Source organism: Clostridium sp. AF19-22AC (assembly GCF_003479085.1).
In the GTDB taxonomy this organism is placed as follows: Bacteria; Bacillota; Clostridia; order Lachnospirales; family Lachnospiraceae; genus Faecalicatena_A; species Faecalicatena_A orotica.
Window position 1 is genome coordinate 192495 of record NZ_QUGN01000009.1, and the last position, 21116, is coordinate 213610.

Annotated in this window: 17 protein-coding genes; all 17 read right to left on the bottom strand. The window is 45.2% G+C overall.

Annotated features, from left to right (window positions below):
* Positions 1-24: 24 nt before the first annotated feature.
* Positions 25-2424 carry a glycoside hydrolase family 2 TIM barrel-domain containing protein gene (locus DWX43_RS12545; protein ID WP_118620501.1) on the bottom strand — a complete coding sequence of 800 codons (2400 nt, stop codon included), beginning with the start codon at positions 2422-2424 and terminating at the stop codon, positions 25-27.
* A 12-nt stretch (positions 2425-2436) separates the two neighbouring features.
* Positions 2437-2835, bottom strand: coding sequence for a hypothetical protein (locus DWX43_RS12550; RefSeq protein WP_118620502.1), 399 nt, complete (start codon positions 2833-2835; stop codon positions 2437-2439).
* Positions 2835-5828 carry a glycoside hydrolase family 3 C-terminal domain-containing protein gene (locus tag DWX43_RS12555; protein WP_118620503.1) on the bottom strand — a complete coding sequence of 998 codons (2994 nt, stop codon included), beginning with the start codon at positions 5826-5828 and terminating at the stop codon, positions 2835-2837. Before DWX43_RS12555 ends, DWX43_RS12550 begins: the two co-directional genes overlap by 1 nt.
* Positions 5829-6104: 276 nt before the next feature.
* Positions 6105-7727 carry a M56 family metallopeptidase gene (locus DWX43_RS12560; RefSeq protein WP_118620504.1) on the bottom strand — a complete coding sequence of 541 codons (1623 nt, stop codon included), beginning with the start codon at positions 7725-7727 and terminating at the stop codon, positions 6105-6107.
* 2 nt (positions 7728-7729) lie between these two features.
* Positions 7730-8092, bottom strand: a complete 363-nt coding sequence (locus DWX43_RS12565; RefSeq protein ID WP_118620505.1) for a BlaI/MecI/CopY family transcriptional regulator — start codon at positions 8090-8092, stop codon at positions 7730-7732.
* 187 nt (positions 8093-8279) lie between these two features.
* Positions 8280-8915, bottom strand: coding sequence for a peptidylprolyl isomerase (locus DWX43_RS12570; protein ID WP_118620506.1), 636 nt, complete (start codon positions 8913-8915; stop codon positions 8280-8282).
* Positions 8912-9094 (bottom strand): hypothetical protein, encoded by a 183-nt coding sequence (locus DWX43_RS12575; RefSeq protein WP_118620507.1) that lies wholly within the window; start codon positions 9092-9094, stop codon positions 8912-8914. The genes DWX43_RS12570 and DWX43_RS12575 overlap by 4 nt, the downstream gene beginning before the upstream one ends.
* Before the next feature lie 65 nt (positions 9095-9159).
* Entirely contained in the window at positions 9160-12222 is a 3063-nt protein-coding gene (locus tag DWX43_RS12580; protein ID WP_118620508.1) for a glycoside hydrolase family 3 N-terminal domain-containing protein, read from the bottom strand.
* An 83-nt stretch (positions 12223-12305) separates the two neighbouring features.
* Positions 12306-13625, bottom strand: a complete 1320-nt coding sequence (locus DWX43_RS12585; RefSeq protein WP_118620509.1) for an ATP-binding protein — start codon at positions 13623-13625, stop codon at positions 12306-12308.
* Positions 13626-13639: 14 nt separating this feature from the next.
* Positions 13640-14350: a LytTR family DNA-binding domain-containing protein gene (locus DWX43_RS12590; RefSeq protein ID WP_118620510.1), complete on the bottom strand. Its 711-nt coding sequence runs from the start codon at positions 14348-14350 to the stop codon at positions 13640-13642.
* Between the two features lie 170 nt (positions 14351-14520).
* Positions 14521-15381, bottom strand: coding sequence for a Fic family protein (locus tag DWX43_RS12595; RefSeq protein ID WP_330582249.1), 861 nt, complete (start codon positions 15379-15381; stop codon positions 14521-14523).
* Between the two features lie 115 nt (positions 15382-15496).
* Positions 15497-15949 carry a helix-turn-helix transcriptional regulator gene (locus DWX43_RS12600; RefSeq protein WP_118620511.1) on the bottom strand — a complete coding sequence of 151 codons (453 nt, stop codon included), beginning with the start codon at positions 15947-15949 and terminating at the stop codon, positions 15497-15499.
* Between the two features lie 114 nt (positions 15950-16063).
* Positions 16064-17047, bottom strand: a complete 984-nt coding sequence (locus tag DWX43_RS12605) for a helix-turn-helix domain-containing protein (protein WP_118620512.1) — start codon at positions 17045-17047, stop codon at positions 16064-16066.
* Between the two features lie 155 nt (positions 17048-17202).
* The gene (locus DWX43_RS12610; RefSeq protein ID WP_118620513.1) at positions 17203-18411 is read right to left on the bottom strand and encodes a four-carbon acid sugar kinase family protein; all 1209 of its coding nucleotides are present in this window, start codon (positions 18409-18411) and stop codon (positions 17203-17205) included.
* A gap of 1 nt (position 18412) precedes the next feature.
* Complete coding sequence (gene pdxA / locus DWX43_RS12615; RefSeq protein ID WP_118620514.1) at positions 18413-19441, bottom strand: 4-hydroxythreonine-4-phosphate dehydrogenase PdxA; 1029 nt, start codon at positions 19439-19441, stop codon at positions 18413-18415.
* Positions 19442-19461: 20 nt separating this feature from the next.
* Positions 19462-20259, bottom strand: coding sequence for an SDR family oxidoreductase (locus tag DWX43_RS12620; protein WP_118620515.1), 798 nt, complete (start codon positions 20257-20259; stop codon positions 19462-19464).
* A 46-nt stretch (positions 20260-20305) separates the two neighbouring features.
* Positions 20306-21115 carry an SDR family oxidoreductase gene (locus DWX43_RS12625; protein ID WP_118620516.1) on the bottom strand — a complete coding sequence of 270 codons (810 nt, stop codon included), beginning with the start codon at positions 21113-21115 and terminating at the stop codon, positions 20306-20308.
* Position 21116 lies beyond the last annotated feature (1 nt).

Here is a 21116-nt window from a genome sequence, read left to right on the forward strand (position 1 = left end):
TTTTAATACAGGGCAAAAAAGATTTTATTCTTCTTTGACCGGCCGGATTACAGTCTGAGCTTCTCCGTATCTGCTTTTCGCAAATATGGTGATTTCTCCTGTATGATCCGGCTTTACCACTGCCATTGCTTCGCCGTAATAGGTGTCGGCAGTGTCTCCCAGATAGCTTCTCGTATAAAACGGGCAGGCACTTCCCAGTCCAAGGAGCGTCCCTCCTTTTACAGCAACCTTTACAGGACCTTTCGCCAACGGTTTCACGATGCCGTTCTTATCTGTATATTTCAGCCGGACATAGCACAGTTCACCCTCTTTGAATGCTTTCTGCTCCGGTTCCAGTGTCAGACAGGTTTCCTCCCCTGCCGTCCGGAGGGAAGTCTCGGCGATAAGCACTCCGCCTGAATCATAGGCAGCTGCTTTTATCACGCCGGCGTGGTACTTCGTATGGAATACCACCCTGCAGTCATTTTTTACAGCTTCTTTTCCCACACATTTCCCATTGATGTATAGTTTGACATGGTCTGCACGGGCATAGACTTCTACTTTGGCATCTTTCCCCTCACAGCCATTCCACGACCAGCTTTCAATGGCATTGGTCATCTTCCATGCAGACGGGGAGTGTTTCTTATCTGTATTGTTTACCGGAACCACGGCAATTCCGATCTTATCCAGTTCAAATGCCACCCTTGTATACTTCATTTCCGCAAGCGGCTTTCCGGTGAGGTCAATCCTTCCGGAACCGGCGCTTACCCATCCCATTCCGTTATCAAAACGTGGGGCGTAATCCTTATACTCCCATGAGCCGATACCCGTTTCTCCAAGGTAATCCATGCCCGCCCATACGAAATCTCCAATAATGCGTCTGTTCTTCTTGGCTTCCTCCCAGAAACGATAGGCATCCGCGCAAAATGTCTCACTCCCGAGAATCAGCCGTTTCGGGTATTTCTTCAAATCATGGCGGTACCGGAAAATACCGTAATTGTAACCTGCCACATCCATCCGGGCAAATGCATCCTTCGTCTTAAGGTCGCATGGATAGAGCGTTGCGCCGGATTTCATGAAGTTGGCGCCAAAGATGCCTGCAATTGTATTAAAAAATTCACTGCCCACTGCTTTTTTCTTCTTAGCGTCTTTCACTGCCTGTTCTGCTTTTTTGTCGCTGTACACACCGAAGCCCATAGAGCTTAAAAAGTTAAAGAAAATATTAATTCCGCAGGTCACCGGCCTTGTGCCGTCCAGCTTATGCAGCCACTGTGTCATCCTTCCACACAGCTCGATCCCCTGTTTCTGCGCCGTCTCGGATACTTCATTTCCAGTCGAATACATGATAACGGACGGATGGTTGTAGTCCCGGTCAGTGATTGCCTTCAGGTCCTCTTTATAGTGCTTCGCTACTTCTCCTGCATAGTCGTATCTTGTCTTATGGATGTACCATACATCCACATACTCATCCACCAGAAGCATCCCCTGTTCATCACAGGCATTGAGCAGTGCTTTGGAGCATGGGTTGTGCGCCGAGCGGATTGCATTGTATCCGTTTTCCTTTAAAAGCCGTACCTTCCTCTTCTCTGAGAACTCATAGGCGCAGGCGCCCAGGATGCCGTTGTCATGATGGACGCACGCTCCGCGCAGGATGATGCGCTTTCCATTGATACAGAACCCCTTTTGAGGGGTGCACTCGATCATGCGTATTCCAAACCGCTCCTCCTGCATGTCTTCCCCATATGTTACCCGGCATGTATACAGATACGGGTGTTCAGGCATCCATGTCACCGCCTCCGGAATCTCTAATTCACAGTCCAGCCTGCCCTCGGTTTCTTTCGTTACTTCGGCAATACACATTCCTTTTGCACCGTCTCCTGACATCGTGTCCAGAATCTCAACCTTTATCTGGCCTGCCGCCGATGCCTCTGCCTGAACCCGGATTCTCGGATTTTTGTAATCCTGCGTTGTGATCCGGACAGACTCCGGCCGGATGTGATTCTCAGGATATACATGCAGCCATACCGGGCGGTAAATCCCTGTGCCGGAATACCAGCGGCTGTTAGGCTGGTCACTATTTTTCACCTCTACTGTCAGCACATTGTCTGCCCCAAAAACAAGATCCTTTGTCACGTCCACATAAAATCCGGTATACCCGTAGTCATGGAATGCAATCTTCCTGTCATTCAGATAAACAGATGCCTTCCTGTATACCCCTTCAAATTCAAGGAGCAGTTTCTTATCCTTGTATTCATCAGGTACGCTGAATTGTTTTTCATAAGTATAATCCTGCGCGTCATACCAGCCGGTATTTACGCCGCCCGGACTGTTTTCACTCTTGCTGTCAAGGAGCATCGCATCATGGGGCACCGCTATCGCGAATGCCCCGTCTGGATGCCCTGTCCTGTAACATTTCCATCCTTCGTTAAATGCAATTTTCTGCATATGATATCCCACCTATTCCTTCACTCTTTTTAGAAAGCTGGCTATGATAGAGAGCAGCACGCTGATTCCCATGACAACCGCGATGGAAATAATCGTGTTTACCTGACTTGCATCTCCAAACATGTTGATCCCCTGAAACGCATCTACGAAGGACCCTACGGAATCCGTGAGTATCTTTACTGCTGCCACACTGTAACAGATCGTGGAGAGAACCATTACATAGTCATTATCTTTCACCATCAGCACAATATCCAGAATGATACCCGCTGCAAGTGCCGCAATAATTACGCCGTCCATACTGTTGTGCTTAGGAGCCCACATCATAAAGCGGATCACAGAGACAACCGCCGCGATTACGGCAAGGACCACAAAGTAAAATCCAGCTGATTTTGTCTGTAATTTCTCTTTCATTATTTCTGCACCTCCTCAACCTTAATAGCTGCTTTTCGTCTGCTTCGAATCAATACCGCAAGAAATAGAATCTCAAGAACGGCAAATACTGCGATTGCCGCATACATTGCCGGCTGCCACCAAGGTGTGATGGATACGACTTTTGAGTCTGTGCTGTAGCCGTTCATGACAGCACTGTTTGCGATAATATATAAATAATTGTGTGCGGAATCCCTGAGTTTTCCGAGGAGGTATCCGTCATCATTTGCCTTGATCTCTTTCACAAGTGCTTTTGAACTTGCGCCGCTGAAATCGAGACAGTATGTATTCGTTCCTGCTGCCAGAGTGGTTGCAAAATGAGCCTTGTACCCCTCAGCCGTAGCGACCGCATCTGTTTCCTGCTGTCCGTTAAAGCCCCACTCATTACCTAAAACTTGTGTACAGAGTGCCATACTTGCAGAACACCATTTCATACCGAGACGGTTAAATGCATGCATAACTGCCTGACCGCCGCCTTCTGTTAATGCCCCTTCACTGCCTCTTAAGGAACCTTCTCTGAATGCCTGCTCGTTAAAGAACACGCTGATTCCCTGACGGTTGTTCTCCTGGTCATTGCCTGTCAGGTGTTTTTCTCCGGAATGCACTCCCTTTGATTCCATTGCCTGTACTTCCTGCACGGAACAAAGATAAGTCATGACCGCATCTTCTGAATAATACTCGAAATTACGTCCGCCGAATGGAGTCCTGTGGAGGTTCGTACCCGGCATCCATATTTCAGCCATGCCCAGATACATTGCCTCTTCTGCCATCAGTTCCCCTCTTCGCTCTAATAAATCTTTGTTAAATGTTGCAGCCAGAATGTTTTCACACGGGAAGCAGCAGTCATCTCTGCCGTCGCCGTATTCTTTTTCATCAAACTTTCCGCCCGCACCGTCCGGTCCGTCACCGACAACAACTGCCGGTTTTCCAACGCTTGCGATTTCTGCTGTCCCGAAGTTATCGGCCGTCAGGACTGACAGTTCCTCCAGTGTAAACTGGTTCAGATATGTCTCCCAAGCCTCGTCATCATAGTCTTTTCCAATCAGAGTTGCAAGCGGGATATTCTGATTATCGCCCAATGTATAATCACTGATTGACAGGGCGTCTTCCGGTTTTTCATAGTAAATCCCGTTCAGCACCTCTATCATCTCATCCGTTGCTTCGATCTTCGTTGCACTCACCGGGTAAGTCGCATCCCAGTCATTTCTGGATAAATAGGTGACTGCATTCTCCTGCCAGTAGTTGATATCACAGTCCGCAAACTGGTTCGTGACCTCTTCGCCTGTATATTCAGAATTCCGGTAGGATGTGTCATCAAATGTTTCATCCCACTTATAAGCCTTATCTGCATTTCCTTCCGCTGCACTTCCAGTAACCGCAACCATGCCGGATGCCCCTTTGGCTGCAAGTATGTTATTTAATGCATCGTGGGAATCATCACCGATGGAAATGTAATGAGCGCCCTCGCTTATGATATATCTTTTGGCATTTACATAATCGTAGCTCGCCAGAAGGTATTTATCGCAGTCAATCGTCACCGTCTGGGATGCTCCCGGTTCCAGTACATCTGTTTTTCCGAAATCCAGTAGCTGAACCGCAGATTTTTCTACTTTATTCGTCTTTTCATAATCCCCGTATGGAGTCTGTGCATAAACCTGGACAACGGATTTTCCGGCAGTATTGCCCGTATTTGTAACTGTCACGGCAACCTTAATGTCGTCCCCGTCTATCTCCACACCGTCCAGTTTTTGTTCAAAGGAAGTGTAGGACAGTCCATAGCCAAACGGATATTGAACCTCTTCATTGTAGTTCCAGTTTTTTCCTGTAGTGGAACCTTTTGCAGAAGCAGCATTCCCTTGTCCCAAAATGGTATCCTCATAGCGGGTTTCATAATATTTATATCCCACATAGATTCCCTCTGCCTGCACACTGTACCATGCAAGATTTTCTTCAGCATCTTCCGTATTTTGCAGTACATAGTCCAGATTTGTCCAATTCTGGTTGTTAAAGCTCCCATTGACCACTGCCGGAGCTGAAAGTGAATTGACTGCATACGTGTCGGTAAGGTGTCCTGACGGATTCGCCGCTCCGGTCAGTATGTTGGCGACACCTTCGAATCCCCTCTGCCCTGGAAGGCCAATCCAGAGGCATGCATCTACATTGTACTCGTCCAGCCAGTTGAGCTCCATCGCATTGCCGCTGTTAACCAGAACAATGGTCTTTTTAAATTTGCCAGAGTCTTTAATCATCTGGAGAAGGTCTTTCTCCTCCTGATGAAGGGCAAGCTGGCTGATTCCTGTGGGATCTTCTGTCTGAACCTCCGCACCTTCACCGCCTTCTCTGGAGAGCATAACAATTGCTACATCATTATAGTCATCCTGCCATGATTCCTGAAGCTCCTTTGTATAGAAGGAACTGTCTTCCTCTCCAAGCGCCCATTCCGTCTCTTCCTGTCCGAAGCTTGCTACCCCGCTTGAACGAGATGTGCTGCTGCTTTGGTAAGCATCAAACAGCGTGTCATTTACTGCAAAGCCTGCATCTGTCATTGCTGTGTACAAGTCGATACAGTATTCTCCCTCATACCCACTTGATCCGGCCGAATTTGACTTGTAGAGCGGCTGTGCCACTGCATGGCCGAACAGGGTGATCCTCGTTTCCTCTGCCGAAAGCGGGAGTGCATTGTTTTCATTTTTCAAAAGGACGCTTCCCTCCTCCTGCTCCATTACGCTTTCGTCATATGTATCCGCGATTAATTTCTGAAGGTTTTCCGCGTTTAGCTCTCCATATTCACTCTCAAAATATGTCGTATTCTCTGTTTCTGAATCGCTTTCATTTACAACCTTGCTGGTAGAAATCCCGAGTGCCTGGTTAATCGTTCCCTGATAGCCCATCATACAGTTCATTCCCAGAGTTGACACTACCAGAAAGAACGAGGTGGCCGATGCAAGACCGGTCCACAATCTGCTGCGTTTCATAAATGTTGTCCTCCCTAATTTTCCTTTTTCCTATATCAGCGCTGATATATCCTTTTGGCATAAGATTGCAGTAATTACTTTGCACAAAACTTATGCTTTTATTTTAAATAAATTTAACAATTTGACAATAGGTTGTTCACGGATTGTCATCTTGGAGGACATAACCTGCAATTCATTCCTTTTCCGGAAAGTCAAACAGGCATACCTCCTGTGAGATATGCCTGTTTAACCTAAATCTTATGAAATATAAAAACAGTACTAGCATTACATTTTCGTCTATTCCCCGGTCAGTTCCGCCAAGATACGCCGCATGACTTCCGCTTCTGTTCCTGAAACCTTGTCTTCCTTGATTTTTGAACGTATATACTGCACGGTGTAATCGTTATAGAAAATAAGCTCACGATATTCTACCGGATGTGCCTGTATGATATCTTGTGGACTCAACGTTTCATCTGGTGACGCCATAATCACATCGAATAACTTTTCTATAACCCGGTCCGTGTCCACACCGCCATGCTCTACAATCTGCATATAGCAGTCCTGTATCTGTGAAACCGCATACTTCTGCGTATCCAGTGCCTCCTCTGCCACCTCCGGAGGAAGGGCCGCAAAACGTTCCCTGATGCTGGATTCATTATAATCTCCGTCCTGAGGCACCCAATAATCTGTGAGCTTGTAAGAACCATCTGAAGCCACGTCAAAGCTCAGTACTGCCGGCATGGAACTTGCACCCACAAGTGTGAATGGCTCCTCGTCATAGCTGACCGACTGTTCACATACCATTGCATAAACCTCTTTTGTTTCAATCGTCTTTCCTGTCTTGTCGTTCGTACGTTCCCCTGACAGCTCAGCCAGAGTCACATGGCTTTCACATTGAAAATCAACTTCTTCTCTGTCGTCTTTCCAATACTCAAGTATTGCTTCTTTAACAGCTACTTCCAGTGCATCCACTTTCTGAATCTTTTCTTTTGGATTTGTCATGAAACATACTGCCACAGCCGTGCATACAATTACTGCTGCAATCAGCATCCACAATACTGGTTTTTTATAATTCAGAACATTTTTAACTCTCTGTCTGATGTTTCCTTCGCCAAATGCCAGCGGACAAATTGCCGGTGTATGATGCCCGCTTCCAAAAGAAAGCAGCGTCATAGAATAGGATTTCCTTTCGTCCACCCCCATATTTCTGACCGCACTCTCATCACAGGCTACCTCAATATCACGGCATAGCAGGATATATGCCGCCCATATGGCCGGATTAAACCAATACACTGTTAAGACTAAAAATCCTATCGGTTTTGTCCAGTGATCATGCCGGCGTATATGGGCCTTCTCATGTGCTATCACATATTTCATCTTTGCAGAACTCATGTGGAAGGGCAGGTAAATCCGGGGACGGATCATCCCCAATACGAAAGGAGACCTGACGCGCTCACTCTGCCATATATTTCCGCGCACCCGCACGGCCGTCCTCATTCTGGCCTTTAGTATAAAAAAACTGCAAACCATATATAACAACATGAGTGCCATCCCGATCAGCCAGATGACAGACACGATATATGTAATAATCTGCAGTGGGTCTGCACTGGATGCAGGATCGGGTGCAAACTGCCGTGACAGGACCGGGTTCATAATCTGGTTAACTACATCTATCCCGCTGCTGATTGCCGGCTGTTCCATATGAACAAAATTCTCCGGTATCGTCTGGGCACTTGGAATCAGACTGAGAATGCTCTCAATTGAAAACGGAAAAATAAGCCTGATGCCAACTAAGCCCCAGAGTACACAGGTAACCCACCTTGGCGCTTTCTTTAACGGGAAACGTAAAAGTATCACTGCAAAAATCATCCAGCTGCCTGCAATACTCATGTTCAGAAGTTTTAAAAAAACTGCCTCCATGCTTATTCCTCCTCATAAGAATCAATCATTCGGCGGATTTCCTCTATCTGTTCTGATGACAGCTTTTTGTGTTTTGTAAATGCCGAAACAAATGCGGGAAGTGAGCCTTCAAAGGTTTTCTCCAATAGTTCATCAATTTCCGCTGCCTGCACCTCGTCTTTTGAAATGAGAGATGTTACAACGGCATTTTCATTCTTCAAAACGCCGCGTTCCGAAAGACGGCGGATGACTGTATAGGTTGTTGCCTTGGACCAGCCCAGCTTTTCTTTACAGAGCTTAACAAGCTGTGTGCTCCCAACAGGTTCATTCTCCCACAGAATCAGGCAGAAACGGTATTCGCTTTCAAAAACTTTCGGTGTATCCATTGGTTCATCCTCCTTGTGGGTTTAATTTATTCAACCTTTATTGTGAGTTTAACACATTAAACCCGGATGCGTCAATCTTATTTTAGATAAAAAAAGGCGTTTAAGAATCCATCATATCTTTAAAGACACTCTGTCATACTTTAAACGCTCATTTTTGTTGATTTTATATTTGTATCATTATAAAAACTTAATCTGTAATCTTCACCGTCTCAATTACCGGCTGGTTTTCTGCCGCAACGGTGCCGTTGCCATCCTCTACTTTTGTATCTTCACAAATTTTATCCACGATCTCCATGCCTTCTGTCACATGCCCGAATGCCGCGTACTCTCCGTCTAATGAGTCTGTGTCTTCATGCATGATAAAGAACTGGGAACTGGCACTGTCATAGTCCCGGGACCGGGCCATCGAGATGACTCCGCGTTTATGTGAGATAGGATTTTCCACACCATTCGACGAAAATTCACCCTTTATTGTCTTACCGGAACCCCCTGTCCCATTTCCCTGTGGGTCTCCTCCCTGAATCATGAAACCGGAAATGATCCTGTGAAATGTAAGGCCGTCATAAAATCCGTCATTCGCCAGATCTACAAAGTTCGTCACTGTGACCGGGGCTGTATCTGCATCTAATTCTACCTTTATTGTGCCGTAATCCTTCACGGTTATCTCTGCATGATGCTTTCCTGACAGGAGGTCTGCATTGCTCTGGTCTTCCCGACTCTGCTGTGCCTGCTCTTCTGGTTCCTGTTCTGTCTTTGACTGACAGCCGGCAAGTGAGAATGCAGCCAACATAATGGCTGAGATTATTAATATTTTTTTCTTCATTTGTCATATCCTTTCTGCTTCTTAATATACTTTATTTTATCTTCTTTATTTTCTTGTCCGCTCACAGTTAGCATTATACCATTACGCCACACGTAAGTCATCCCTTTTATCATCAGGAAAACATCCTTAAAAAGCATGAAAAAGCTGAAGGGAGCTGCTACACCGCTGATGTCATTCATCAGCCGGTACAGCAGCTCCCTTTCGCTTTCCTGTATCTGTTAAATCTTATTGGTCATAACTCGTTTTAAGATTCTTCATGTCCACTTGTTGACTCAACATTCACTTTCGCCTTTTTCTTCCTGAATCTGCGTACAGTCAGCACAGCCATGCCAAGGATCAGCAGCGGGCAGATGATGTTAATTGCCAGTCTCACTTTATCCACCAGTGTAATCGTATCTTTAAATACACTTCCCGGCATTGCACCGTTCATTGCTTTGGAGTTAGCGATAGTATAGAGCATGCGGTGCATGGCTTCTCTTCCATAGTGGTATACAGCCGGGTCGTTTTCATCGAAGTCGAACCGGGCGGATTCTTTTGCATAGGTCAGCTTTCCGTCTGCCCCGGATTCGATCATCTGGTATCCATCCATGAATACGCCTGTGTTTGCGTTATCTGTCAGGACAAATCCATTGAATGCCCATTCGTCTCTTAAGATTCCTGTGATCAGCGGGTAGGACGCGCCGGTCCATGTATATCCCACACGGTTAAATGCTGTCATGACCGCCTGGCAGGCACGGATTTCCCGGGTTGCGTTTTCGTATGTCCCGTCGTCATTTTTCCGGACGTAGTTCAACTCCACGTCGCCGTTCTTCATACACATTTCAAATGGAGTCAGGTAAATCTCCCTTGCTGCCTGTTCGTTCAGCCAGGTGCAGACTGCAAACTGCCCCTCTCTGTCACCGCGGTGGTTTTCCTGATCGTTAAATGCGAAATGTTTGATATATGTATACATGCCCTTGGATGCGGCCCCATATACTTCCTGTGAAGCAACTGTTCCTGAAAGGAAGGCGTCCTCAGAGTAATACTCCCCGTTTCTGCCGGAAAACGGTGTGCGGTGGATGTTCATGGACGGGGCGTACCATCCGTCAGCGCCGCCAATCAGTGCTTCATTCCCGATCATTGTCCCGTATTCCAGTGCAAGGTCCTGATTCCATGTCTGTGCCAGTGTCATCATATTCGGGAACATTGCCCCGGTACCTCCGTAAATCAGTCCTGACGCGGTGTCTGCATCAACACAGAACGGTTTGTTGACGGATTCCAGAAAATCTGTCCCGTAACCGGACTGTGCAATCATTGTAAAGTAATCCTCTGCCGTCAGCTGGTCTAAAAGATCCTCCCAGAGAGCATCATCGAAGTCCAGACCACGCATATCGATCAGTGATAACCCATTGTCTTTTCCATACACGATTTCATCGTCAAAACTCTTAGGATCCACAGGGCTTAAGGAGTCAAAGGAGTCGATCTTAGCGAGCAGTTCACTGCTAACCGTCTTCCCGTAGACAAACGAAGCCGGATTGCCTTCTTTATCTGTCCCGTTGATTTCATTTCCCCACGTGCTGACCTGGTCCATCGCCTTGCCGTCATGCTCCGGCCATGTTCCCTGCCAGTCATTTCTGGAAAGATATGTCACATCGCCTGCCGCCTCATCAAACAGATTGCTGATTTCCTGACCACTGTAGGAATCCTTTGCATAGGTAACTGTATCTACATCCGGATTTTCAGGAACGTAAACATCTGTCATTCCCGCATTTCCCTGCGCTGTCATTTTCTGTACATCAGCATTTCCTTTTGCTGCAAGAATATTATTGACTGCATCATGGGCATTTCGGCCAGCCGTAATATAATAATCCCCGGCATCTAAAATGTAAGTTTTTGCAGTCTTATAGTCATATGCTTTTAATTGTTCTTCCTTAAATGTGACAGTTACCGTCTGTGCTTCGCCGGGTGCAAGTTCCTCGGTCTTAGCATAGCCGGCAAGCTGTACCGATGCTTTTTCCACACCATTGGCCTTATCATATTCCGTGTATGGGCTCTGGGCATAGATTTCTACCACATCTTTGCCGGAAACGTCTCCCGTATTCTTTACATCAACCGTGACTGTGCACGTGTCTTTGTCCCATGCCGTTTTGAAGTTCTCCCACTGGAATTCTGTGTAGGATAATCCGTAGCCGAAAGGATAGCAGACTTCCGATGCATAGTCAAACTCTCCTGCATTCCCCTGACCAAGCACGGTGTCTTCGTATCTCGTCTCATAATATTTATAGCCTACATAAATGCCCTCTACATAGCTGACATAATTATATTTTGTGACCGTTCCGTCTTCATTGTAATACGCATAATCCCCGAAATTCTGTGCTGCCGGTGATGCCAGTGCATCTGCCGCAAATGTATCCACAGTACGTCCGGAAGGATTGGCTTTCCCTGTCAGGACGTCTGTGACCGAATCCATACTGCCCGGGGCATAGATGACAGAGTGAATATTCGGGTAATCAGCCAGCCAGTCCAGTTCCAGTGCCGCATTTGAGTTCACGACAAGGACGGTGTTGTCATAATTGTCATTCAAATACTGCAGGATTTCTCTTTCCGCAGAATCCGGCTCTAGATAGCTTCTCTCTTTATCTTCCTGACTGTCTGCATGGTTATACATGGAACGGGGCATATCGCGGCCCTCGCCTGCCACCCTTTTCAGAACATAAACCGGAACCGTATCTTTTACACTGTCCAGTGCTTCCTTCGAAAACTCTGACAAAGGACACTCGTTGATCCGGAAATCCTCGGCGTCACCAAAACTGATGGAACCACTTGCAAGTCCGTAATCCTTTCCGGCCCCCTCGGCATAGAACTGCCAGAGTGTATCGTTGATTTTCGCTCCCTTTTCCTCATATACATCCCTGAGGCCAGTTCCGCCTCCCAGCATACCGCCGCCTACGGTCAGTTTTGCCGTGTTCGCACTAAAGAAACTGAATGTAGAGTCTTCCGACAACGGCAGCATATTCTCTTCGTTTTTCAGAAGGACAATCCCCTCCTGAGAAATCCGCCCGGACAGGTCTGCCTCCGCATCGCCGATCTCGTCTTCTGTATAGTCTGCCTTGTTGTAGTTTAAGTCCAGACCTTCTGTTTCCGCTTTCGAGTTATCGATTGTCTTGTCTACATCACCCAGAATGCAGTTTACCATCCTGTCGTTTGACGCAAGCACGGTATTGGCCGCCACCATCAGCACAACCAGTACAATGGCAAGGACGCCTGAAATAATCGTGCGGATTACCTTGCCAAACATTTTTCCTTCCTTTTTCTCTTTCCTCTTCATGATTTCCTCCTTTAAACCTGTTTCATCCCACCGGAGTGTGCCTGCCACACCGGCTTTTATCGGAGTATATCACAAGAAATACCTTATTCGTTCCCGTCTGTCCCAGTCTGCCTTTTTTGCGTCGTAACTTGCACAGCCGGTATCGTAAGGCGCAGAAGAAAGATTTTATATTCCGTCTCTATTGTCACAAATCCCCCATACTTTTCAGCCGTATGGATGATACTTTTTATCCCGAAACCATGATAATTCCTGTCATGCTTGGATGTTCTCGGAATTCCGTTTTCCATCCTGATATCATCCTGATACGGGTTCTCAAACTGAATAAAAATCAGTCCCGCCTTTTTATGCAGAAGCAGGCTGATACACCGCTGGTCTGCCGGAAGTTTCCGGACACCTTCAATCGCGTTGTCGAGCGCATTCCCAAAGAGTGTATACAGATCCACGGCATCCATAAAATCCAGAAGCCCGCCGTCCGCGATACAGGTCAGGTTAATCTGCTCCTGACTGCAGACAAGGCTTTTTTCCGTCAAAACAGTATCCAGAATCGTATTGCCGGTCTGGGGCATGGCATCATAAATCATCACCGACTCCTCGATTGAGTCAATCGCATCAGACCTCTTTTCCAGATTATCGATACCCCTAAGCGCCGCCACCTGATGTTTCAGGTCGTGGCATTTGCGATTAATAATATCAATCGTCTCCTTCGACATCTCGTACTGTGCCTTATGGCGCATCCAAAGCTGTTTCTGCACATTTAGCTCCTCCTGGAGACTAAGCTGGCTCATCTGTTTTAACTGGCTGTAGAGGACAAAGATACAGCAGAACAGGGCGTAAATACCGTGTATCGTTTCGAAGTCCCTGACCGAAGCTGCCACACTCATCCCCAGAACAAGGAACAATACGATTGTCATAAACCCAAAAGACTTCACGGCGCTGGTCGCATAATGCTTCTCCTTTGCCATCTTCCTCGCAAAAATATAATAGGACAGCACATAAACACCTGCATGGACGGCCAGATGCAGAAGCGTGCCAGGACCTGTGCCTAAACCAGTGAAGCCTTTTATGATAAGCCTCAGGCAGTATGCGATATGCTCCGTAAGATACGCGCAGGTTGCACAGTACACAGCTTCCTTCAAAGATACCCTGAACGGAATCCACACCAGTACTGCCATCAGGAAAAAGACAAAAGCACAGACCAGCATGGTACCCGTCACGGTCATTCCGGTGTCCGCTGTCATAAACACTGAAATACCATCTTGATATTCAAACAGGGCCACCATAACCATGCACTCCAGTAAAACTGTAAACACAAACTTTTTCAAGAAATTTTCCCTTTTCTCCAGACGCACTGCATAAACAATCAGGGCCGTAAATAATTCTATCGGGAAAGACAGATTTTCCATACGATTTTCTCCTTCTACAGATACCCGGTTCCCAGATAATCCGACAATGCTTTCAGGAACTGTTTCTTCTTGGGCCTGCTGACGGGAAGTTCATATTCCCCGGCCATGACAGTTTCCTTCCGGACCCCTGTCACATTTTTCAGATTAACCAGATAGGAATTGCTGCACCGCACAAAATGACACTCCGCAAGTTCACGCTCCATCTGCTGCATGGAGCAGCGCATAACATATGTCTTATTCCTCGATACAATATGGAGATTATGGTTCTTCACCTCTATGAATAAAATATCATTTGTAGAAACGCGCTCTTTTCGCTCATCAACCGGAAGCAGAAGATATTTCTCCTCCTTCTTTTTCAGCAGTACTAACGCCTTCTTCAGCTTCATGGAAAACTGTGCGTAGGTAATCGGTTTCAGCACAAAATCCAGAGCATCGACTTCGTAGCCTTTGATCGCATACTGCGCCATTGTTGTTATAAAAATAAGAATAACGGCCGGGTCACTGCGGCGGATCTTTTCTGCCGCCTCCATCCCATCCATATGTTTCATCTTAATATCCATCAGGATAATATCCCATACCGGCTTGTAATCATCAACAATATCCAGCCCGTCCTTAAAAAATGTAACCTGGAAAGACTGGCCGTTCTCCTGCTCGAATTGTTTGATATAGGCATCCAGCCTGCCCTGATATTCTTTTTCATCTTCTACAACCGCAATGCGAATCATATTTCCCACCTCTTTTTCATGCGTCACGTACTGCTTTGGCATTATAAAACAAATTATAGCATTTTTCTGATGTGGTTGTCATTGCTTAAACTAAATGAAAAAGAGGTGCCGCAATTAACCGGCACCCCGAATATAACAATTCCTTTGAAAATATGTCCTCTCCCTTTACCTTATTTCATAAGCCCTCTTATGTGCAGATTGCGATTATGCAATTCATTTTTTTCGTTCAGAAGCAGATTTCTCAGAAACACCTCGAGATACTCTGTTGTTTCGTAAATCCCTTTTTGCAGGTTCGTATAATTAGCACGAACAAGTGCATTTCTGAAATACCATGCATTTTCCGCAAACATATCATTAGTCACAGAAAAACCAAGTGATTGTAAATACTTAATAAAGAATACTGCGGTTGTTCTTGTGTTGCCTTCTCCAAAGATATGGATTTGCCACAACCCTGAAACAAATACCGCAAAATGATGGATAATATCGTTCATTGAAAGTCCCTTATAACTAAAGCTCTTTTCCTGCGAGAAATCATATTCAAGAGTAGCACGAAGTTCTGAAGCACTTCCGTATATAACAGTCGCACCATCTAAAACCCACTCTTTTTTTGTAATATTATAATCTCTTATCTTTCCGGCGTGCTTATATATACCCTGAAACACTTTTCGGTGGATTGATATATATTCATTTGGAGAAAACGAAAACGCTGTTTCCGACAGTATCCCTGCAATTCGTGCCGATACCTTATCCGCTTCTTCAGTACGCTCACCATCGGAAGCCTCCGGTCTTTCCTCATAATAACTGTCAATAATATCTTGAGCTTCCTTTATCGTGATTTTACCTTCGATATTTTGAATAGCGGTGTCAATCAGATATTTTGAAGGTTTTAATCCGTCTACCGCCTGCAAACCGATCGCTGTACTCCATGCATAACCTTTACTGCGCTTATCAGGCTCAGACTCTTTCAAATATTCCTTAAAGGGGTCTTTGTTCATATCACTATCTTTATTCTTTTCGTAATCAAAATTCATCCCTTATTTCCTCCTCCAAACAGCGCCGAAATAGTACGGTTATTTCACCTGCTTATTTTAACATATGGACCTCCACTTAACAACTGTATCGCCCAATCACAAAAAATCCCGGAAACTATGTCCGGGATTTCATGCATTTCAGTGTAACGAAGATTGCAATTGCCGTTGCAATAAGAAATTCAGCAAATATCACTGAACCATTCCATATCTCAAGATAAAAGTGTCCAACGAAGTATACTGCAAAAAATATCAGGTAAATTCCAACTACATACAAGATACAGTGGATCATTTTTGTGCGTTTTCTTTCCCTCACCAGCATCTGTTCCTGCTGCTTTTCAAGCATCTCTGTTTTTATGGAAAGTTCATCTATTTCAGATGGTTTCAGAAGATAATCGATTGTAACGTCAAACAGACCGCTTAAAGCTACAATCTTCTCCAATTCCGGTACCGCCTGACCCGATTCCCATTTCGATATCGACTGTCTTGACACATCTAGTTTTTCCGCCAGCTGCTCCTGTGTTAAATCCCTGCTTTTTCGCAGTGCTAATAATTTTTCTGAAAAATTCATTTCATAGCCTCCTTTAGTTGATGTCACCATCATAGCAGATAAAACGGTTGCACTCTATATAGGAGGCTGTATATTTGCGCAACCGGGGGTGGAAATAGCTAACATTTTGAAGTATCAGTTCTCCTGCAGCATCCTCCACAATGTACTACGGCTGATTTTCAGGCGTTTGGCTGCCTTCGACTGATTCCAGTTTTCCTGCTGCAAGACGCATTCAATGATTCTTTTATCTATCTGCTTTAGGGGCATAGATGTATCTACTTTCAGGAAGAATGCATCCTCCACTGTTTTTTCTTCACCCAGTTGGTAACGTACCATTGATTCACTGATGTATAAGTCTTTTGTCTGCATTACTAATAGGGATATTATCTGTGAAAGCTGAGTAATATTCCCCGGCCAGGGATATTTTTTCAATTCATCCATTGCAGTTTCCTCAAAACCGAAAATTCTTTTACCATAATCTGCGTTATAATAATTCAGAAGAATATTGCTCAGGAATTCAATATCGCCTTTATGATTCCTGAGAGGAGGCATTTTAAAAACATTTTTCCCCATCCACTCTAAAAGCTTCTCATATAATTCAGGGCTCTCATCAGAATTACCACTATTTTCATTCACTGCAGCTACAACTTTGCAGTTCCTCTCTGCCAGATAATCATATAGAAGGATCTGCACTTCCGGCTGTAGTTTAGGCAGGTCAAATAAAAATAAAAAAGAATCCTGCGCATAAAGCGGAGATTTGGATGATAAAAATAATTTTTCGAAAATAGGACGGTCTAACATGGCACAGTCCACCCGATAGGAAAGTACACTTTTCTCCCTGTTAGCATACTGGTATAGTATATAAGCTAACGTACTTCTGGATGTTCCCTTTTCCCCAATAATAGTACACGGAAAAAAATCATTAATTCTCTTTTTCAAATCAATGGTATTAATGACTTTTCGCTGCATACAGTACGAATAGAATACCGGCAGCGGATAAACATAGCGCATATCCATGATGATAGGAAAGAGATTCCCTTTTCTTGCTTCTGGATGATGCTGTGCAATTGACATCGACAGGATTTCATCAAATTGACGTTCTAAAAGATTATTATTCATCTGCAATCCATCCTTTTCCCATTTAAAAACGAACAAGTATCCATATATTATTAAGAACTTTTTCAAGTCACGAATACCTACAATTATTTTCCTTTTACTTTCGTTTCTCTATTAATCATATCACCAAACCTATCTGATTTGTTAAATATTTTCCTTCAAATAAATTTTTTATAAACTCTGGTAAGGGTTTCAGGATCACCAAAGCCTCCGGCTTTTGAAATGACACTTATCGTTTTTCCCTTACTGTCCTTTGCCACAGATACTACAATGCCGGGTTCTATCTGGTACAACGGCTGTAGAATATGGATAGCGAGATGTTTTAATACCTCATACAAGGTATCGCCTCCGACCACTAAAAGAATATATGTTTCCATTCCTTCCAGAATATCAGCCGTCAGTTTGCCAAACCTTTTTGCCGTCTTTTTCCTTCTGTCTTCCAGTTCGATACCACACTCAAAATCAGGTACAGATACCTGCGGGTCTGCCGCCAATACAGCAGCCCTGTTTTTTTCCCAGAATCCCCTAATCTCTTTAACAATATACCGGTCACTAGTATTTGTCATGTAGCAGACAGGAACCCCCTCTGTCTTCAAACTTTTGCTCTGTTCAACAGCTATTGGATGAAGGCTTCCTGATACAATCAGCATTCTCCCATCTGAAATCTCTTTTCCTTTCATCCCCCCAACACATCCAAATAACTCTGAAAATGCCGGAACCAAACCTCCGCTCCCCGCCGCTACCTTAATTTCTTTCTGTTCATTCAATTCCCGAACAGGATTTATATAATCCGCTTCTATAATTGTGTCCGGCAGCACAATACAGGGGTGGGTTGTGACTCTTTCTGGATTCTCTCTCCACACCTTATAAGACATACAGAACGAATCCGACTGTTCAGCTATGATTTCAGCTATTTCCGAACTGAGGACTGGTTCGAACGGGTCCTTTCCGAAAGTACTTTGTGCAACTGGGATTTCCTGTATATACTGAATTCCCTCTTTCGTTGTCCGTCCCAGATCCAAGTAAGCCGGTTGAAATAATAATTCCCGAATATTTAATGCCTTTGCAAAAGCTGTTAATTCACTTCCGATGTTCCCTCTAAGCGCAGAATCTGTTTTTTTATAAAAATACCTGATTCCTGCTTTTTTTCCATCTGCCGCCGTCCGATATACCCGTTCATAGGCCTCTTCTTTTTTTAAGTGCCTTGATTCGGTTGTTACTACCAACACCTGAGTATCTTCTTTCATCGTTTCTATACTTACAGGATATTCCCTAACAACTTTTGTCATATATCCTTTTTCTGCAAACAATACACCGCAGTCCAAAGCACCGGTGAAATCATCTGCAATCACCAGACACTCTGCCATATCAAGCCTTCCTGTTTTTTGACATAAGAATTGCCGCCTCTATTGCTTCCACAAGACTTTCCTCATTTGCACGCCCTTCTCCGGCTTTCCCATAGGCGGTGCCATGATCAACGGAGGTACGGATAATCGGCAGTCCGATCGTACAATTGATTCCGCTCATGCTCGTATATTTTCTGGTTTCCATATCAAGTTTAAATCCATTAAGTTTCAGCGGAATATGCCCCTGGTCGTGATACATAGCCACTACAATGTCGTATTGCCCTGCCAGAGCCTTTACAAAAACTGTATCCGGAGGTACCGGACCTTCTACATTAACACCTTCCTTTTTCGCACGTTCGACAGCAGGAATAATTGCTTTTTCCTCCTGATCACCAAACAGACCGTTTTCAGAGCTGTGTGCATTAAATCCCGCGACCCCAATCTTTGGGTCCTGATACCCCAGCAGGCGCATTCCTTCCTTTGCCAGTCCGATTACATCATAAACACGCTGCTCTGTAATCAGGTCACAGGCATCCTTCATAGATACATGGGTTGTCACATGAATCACACGAAGTTCATCGCTGCACAGCAGCATGGCAAATTTTTCAGTATTCGTTAATGCTCCCAGAATTTCCGTATGCCCTGAGTATAGATAACCAGCCATATTGATGGATTCTTTACTAATCGGACCGGTTACCACCGCATCTATCTTATTCTGCATTGCCCAGCGGACTGCTTTTTCTATGTACCCGTAAGAAGCCTTTCCTCCTAAAGCTGTCGAGACTTTATACTTCCAGTCCTGATGATCCAAAAATCCCATATTTACATAATCGACAGTTCCGAATTCTCCCTTTGCTTCTTTTGCGTCCTCGATTTCTCTCAATATAAGTTTTGAATTCAGAAATCTTCGGGCATCCTCAAGCGCTGCAGTGTCACCAATAATAACAGGGATACAGGTGTCATAGATTTCTGGATGCCCAAGTGCCTTCAACGCAATCTCAGCTCCTATTCCTGCAGGTTCTCCCATTGTAATTCCAATCAAAGGTTTCATTTCATCCTACCATCCTTTCACTATTCGTAACGGTTATTGTTTTTGAATTCATCTACCAGCATCGGCATAGTCCGTACCCCCGCTCCCATATCTACACGGAAATCCAGTCCTGTCACTCCACTGGCCTCCGGGGAGAATAACCACAGCGCCACATTGACAACCTCATCTACTGTAGGCAGCCGCCCGAGTGCGGTGCCATTTTCCTGCATCCGGAGAAGATCACCTCCCTGTTTAATCGTTCCCGGTGTAGCGACACAATAGGGAGAAATACAGTTACAGCGTACTCCGTACACTCCCAGTTCATTGGCAAGTACGTAGGTAAGATTACGGACAGCCCCTTTACTTGCCCCATACGTGCTGCACCCCAAAGTACCAAGGCTTGCTACAATAGATGCCGTATTTAGGATAATTCCTTTATTTTTCACCAGTTCCGGTGCGGCAAAACGGCAGCCATACCAGACTCCTTTGACGTCTATATCCATATACCGGTCAATCATATCATCCTCGCAATGCGCAATATCATATGCGGTCTCGCCCTGAATACCTGCATTATTCCAGATCATATCCAGTCTGCCAAAAGTCCTGACTGCAAATGCGACCATCTCCTCGCAGTCTCTTGCCTTGCTTACATCCGCTTTAACAAAAGCCGCCTCACCGCCCAAAGTGTGTATCTCCTCCACAGTTTGTTCCCCGGCCTGCTCATTGATATCTGTGATGACCACCTTTGCACCTTCTTCAGCAAACCTGATTGCTCCGGCCTTTCCGAATCCGGAAGCCGCACCAGTGATTATAATAACTTTATCGTTCAAAATTTTCATGCTTACCTCCTTGTTTTCCTGTTCATGGTTTCTGTTTTATACCACTTTAAATCTCATAGGGATTTTTTTGCTTAAATTTTTCAATATCCCAGGGCATCGTCCGGACAGCCGCACCAAGGTCTACCCTCAGGTCAAATCCTGTTACCGCAGAAGAGGCATCCGAAAGCAGAAACAAGGCGGCCCCAATCACTTCATCTACTTCAGCCAACCGGTGGTAGACGGTTCCGCTGCTCTGCAGTTCTAGCAGTTCTGGTCCCTGATCAATCGTTCCTGGCGTCGCTACACAATATGGGGAAATACAGTTGCATCTCACTCCATGCATACCCAGTTCCCACGCCACCGTGTAGGTCAATGTCTGAACAGCCCCTTTTGCCGGACCATATGTACTGCATCCAAACGTGCCTAGCGATGCAACAATAGATGCTGTATTCAGAATCACACCCTTTGTCTTAACCAGCTCCGGTGCTGCAAAGTGACAGCCATACCAGACCCCTTTGACATCTATATCCAGATAACGGTCAATCATATCTTCCGGACAGTGGAAAATATCATAGTCTGTCTCTCCCTGGATTCCGGCATTGTTCCAGATCCCATCGAGTCTTCCGAACTTATCTACTGCTGCCTGAACCATATTTTTCACATCATTTTTATCTGCCACATTCGTCCTGACACCAATTGCGCTGCCTCCGGCCTCTTCTACCATACGGACAGTCTCTTTCGTCCCTTCTTCATTAATGTCGGCGGCAATTATTTTAGCCCCCTCCTGCGCTAACCGGACGGCTCCTGTTCTCCCGAACCCAGAACCGGCTCCGGTAATAATAATGACCTTATCCTTCAATCGTTTCGTTGTTTCCATA